Raw genomic sequence first — 2,271 nt, 5'->3', positions numbered from 1 at the left:
GCAAAGCCAAGAAGGTCGCGCTGGTGGCCTGCATGCACAAGCTGCTGGTCATCCTCAACGCGATCGCTCGCACCAGGTCGCCCTGGCGCAACGACTTCGCTGATGGCGTTTGAGCTAGTCATTCAAGATGGTTGCTGTGGTGGACGGGCCCGGGACCGGGCGCTGCAATCCAGTCTAGGAGCCGGCCCCCGGCCCCGGCACGCAGGGATTGAAAAGCAGCTTTCCGCCTCCTGCACGCACCGGCCGCGCTCAGGCTGCTGCCGCCGGCTGGCGCGGCGCCTCGCGCCGCACCAGGTACAGCCCGCTGGCCACGATCACCGCCGCGCCGGCCAGCGTCCAGCCGTCCGGCACGGCCCGCCAGACCAGCCAGTCCAGCGCGATGCCCCAGGCCAGCGCGCTGTACTCGAAGGGCGCGATCGCCGCCGCCTGCCCGTGGCGGAAGGCCTCGGTGATCGCCAGCTGCCCCAGGAAGCCCGAGACCGCCAGGCCGGCGAGCATCGGCGCGTGCTCCGGGCGCACCGGCGCCCACTGCGGCAGCGCCAGCAGGCCGGCCAGCGCCAGGCTCACGGTGGTCCAGAAGACCAGCGTGACGCTGGGCTCGGTGCGGCTGGCCAGCCGGCCCAGCACGTTCGCCAGCGCGTAGGCCGCGGCCGCCGCCAGGATCGCCAGCGCGCCGGTCGAGACCAGCGCCGCCTGCGAGGGGCGCAGCGCCACCAGCACGCCGCCGAAGCCCGCCGCGATGGCCACCCAGTGCCGCGGCCGCACCCGCTCGCCGAGGAGCGGCACCGACAGCATGGTGATCACCAGCGGCGCCACGAAGGTGAGCGTGTAGGCCTCGGCCAGGCCCAGCGTCTTCAGCCCGGTGGTGAACAGCACCAGCATGACGATGGTCAGCACCCCGCGCAGCAGGTGCAGCCCCCAGCGCAGCCGGCGCGAGAACAGCGCGCCCGCCTCGCGCCGCCACAGCACGTACAGGCACACCAGCGGCAGCGAGGTCAGCCCGCGCAGCGCGGTCACCTGCAGCGGCGGGAAGTGGCCCGCCAGCGCCTTGAGCAGCGCGTCCATGCAGGCGAAGCAGGCGCAGGCCGCGAGCATCGCGACGATGCCGCGCAGGGTGCCGGCGGTCATGGGTGGCGGGTGGGCGCAGCGGGCATGGGCCCGATCATCGCCGCAGCCCGGCCGCGCAGCCGGCGCCCGGTCATTGCATGGGCAGCAGCCCGCTGTCGTCGCAGGCGGCCGGCGGCCGCGACGAGACCGCCGTCTCCACGAAGGGCGGCAGGCTCGCCTCCTCGAACGCCGCCGCGGCCTCCAGCGCCAGCCGGGCGGCCTCGCGCGAGCGGGCGGTGGCCTGGCGCCAGGCGCTGGCGCCCGGGTTCTCGTGGGCCGACCGCGAGGCGATGATGCGCAGCGACGCGTGCAGCGCCTCGAAGGCCGACATCAGCGCCAGGCGCGCGCCCCAGTGGTCGGGCGCCACGTCGTAGCTCGCCACCTCGGCGCGCTCGGCGGCCGCCCGCTCGGCCGGCGGCAACTGCCACAGCTCGGCCAGCGCGCGGCGCGGCCGCACGTCCTCCGCCGCGTTGGCGCGCACGAAGGCGCTGTCCAGGGCGCGGATGGCCAGTTCGAGCGCCCCGATGTAGGCCTGCAACTTGTTCACTCTGCCTCCCCCCGCCGGCCGCGCCGGTGCAGTGCTTGGTATTACTTGCCGATCATCGCATCCGGCGCGGGGCGGGCAAGGTCGGGGGTGCGCAATCCTGCCGCCCGCGCATGAAAAATGGCCCCTCGGCCAACCGCTTCGCGCTTGTCCGATCCCCCGAGGGGATGCTTTTTCATCTTGGGGCGGCCCGGCGATGAAAAAACGGCCCCGGAGGGGCCGTTGTCGCGGAAAGCGGGCGGAGGCTCAGTCGATGAGCTGCGCCTTCATCGCGTAATACGTCAGGTCGCTGTTGGTCTGCAGGTTCAGCTTCTCCATCAGCCGCGTGCGGTAGGTGCTGATGGTCTTGACCGACAGCGACAGGTCGTCGCCGATCTTGCCCACCGTCTCGCCCTTGGCCAGCCGCAGGAAGACCTGGAACTCGCGCTCCGAGAGCTGCTCGTGCGGCGCCGAGCTCTCCTTCTTGCCGAGCTGGTTGGCCAGCAGGTCGGCCACGGCCGGCGTGATGTAGCGCCGGCCCAGCGCGATGGTGCGCACCGCCTTGACGATCTCCTCCGGGTCGCACTCCTTGTTGAGGTAGCCGCTGGCGCCCTGGCGGATCAGGTTCATGGCGTAGTGCT

The 2,271-nt window shown here is 72.7% G+C and carries 3 protein-coding genes and 1 pseudogene; 1 reads left to right on the top strand and 3 read right to left on the bottom strand.

Features of this window, described 5'->3' with window-relative positions:
• A pseudogene (locus ACIY1X_RS26155) lies at positions 1–113 on the top strand (IS110 family transposase); the annotation flags it as partial.
• A 136-nt stretch (positions 114–249) separates the two neighbouring features.
• Here the strand turns inward: ACIY1X_RS26155 and ACIY1X_RS26150 are convergent.
• The 3 genes from ACIY1X_RS26150 to ACIY1X_RS26140 form a co-directional block, all read right to left on the bottom strand.
• Positions 250–1,128, bottom strand: a complete 879-nt coding sequence (locus ACIY1X_RS26150) for a DMT family transporter (RefSeq protein ID WP_399686518.1) — start codon at positions 1,126–1,128, stop codon at positions 250–252.
• 70 nt (positions 1,129–1,198) lie between these two features.
• Entirely contained in the window at positions 1,199–1,654 is a 456-nt protein-coding gene (locus tag ACIY1X_RS26145; RefSeq protein WP_399686516.1) for a hypothetical protein, read from the bottom strand.
• A gap of 243 nt (positions 1,655–1,897) precedes the next feature.
• On the bottom strand, positions 1,898–2,271 hold a 374-nt coding region (locus tag ACIY1X_RS26140), incomplete at its 5' end, for a LuxR C-terminal-related transcriptional regulator (protein ID WP_399686513.1).

It is taken from the genome of Xenophilus sp., from assembly GCF_044462705.1.
Lineage (GTDB): Bacteria > Pseudomonadota > Gammaproteobacteria > Burkholderiales > Burkholderiaceae_C > Xenophilus > Xenophilus azovorans.
The sequence above is the reverse complement of the archived record's forward strand: the minus strand, read 5'-3'. Positions and strand labels throughout refer to the sequence as shown.